The sequence below is a fragment of the Streptomyces caelestis genome, assembly GCF_001279005.1.
Classification (GTDB): Bacteria; Actinomycetota; Actinomycetes; order Streptomycetales; family Streptomycetaceae; genus Streptomyces; species Streptomyces heliomycini.
In genome coordinates, this window is record NZ_LGCN01000042.1 from 1 (window position 1) to 818 (window position 818).

1 protein-coding gene is annotated in these 818 nt (G+C 59.3%); it reads right to left on the minus strand.

All coding sequences use genetic code 11. The annotated features are described in order from the left end of the window. A partial coding sequence (locus ADK41_RS05100; protein ID WP_159043940.1) for a hypothetical protein occupies positions 1-793 on the minus strand: 793 nt, incomplete at its 3' end. Between the last annotated feature and the right edge of the window lie 25 nt (positions 794-818).

Sequence of the window (818 nt, forward strand, 5' to 3'; positions counted from 1 at the left end):
CCAACTCGTCCAAGCGCACCTCGTCCAGGAATTCACTCAGCTCGGCCGGAATCTCCTCCGAAGAAGACCGCTGCGAGTGAAGCCGCTGCCCCGGCAGTTCCAGCCCCCTCTCACGCGCATACAGATCAGCAATCTTCATCAAGACCGCCGCCCGCAGAAAATACTGACCATAACTGAAGTCTTCGACTTGTTTCCTATCGGCTCCAACTCTGCTGGCGATGTATGAGAAAGTCCTCTCCTTCCGCAGCAGCTTCAACTGATGCCGAGCGGCCTTCACCCCGACTGCGAACCGCGGCGCATCACGGTATTCCCGCCGCAAACCATGGATCGCGTCCACCACCTCGCGCGACACCAAGTGCCATTTCTCGTCCCGGATGGCCTTCTTTTTCGTAGGATCGGCACCAATCTCCCGGAGCAGGGCGTCCAGCGAACCCAGTTTGGACGTCAGATCATCAACGGCCTCCTCCAGCCTCCGCACATCACTGCCGTCCCCGCCCGGGAAAGACCGCTGCGAGTCAAGCTCCTGCACCTGCAGTTCCGGCCCCCTCTCAGCCGCATACAGACCAGCGATCTCCTTCAAGGTCGCCACCGGCAGAACTCGTTTCTCATGCCTGAAGTCGTTGACTTCCTGACTCTTGGCTCCAACTTTGTTGGCGATGTATGGGAACTTCTTCTTCTCCTTCTGCAGCCACTTCAACTGCTCCCGAGCGACCTGCACTCGGACTGCGAACCGCGGCGCATCACGGTACTCTTCCCGCTTTTCATAAATCGCGTCCAGCACCTCGGGCGACACCGAGTCCCATTCCTCTTCCCGGATG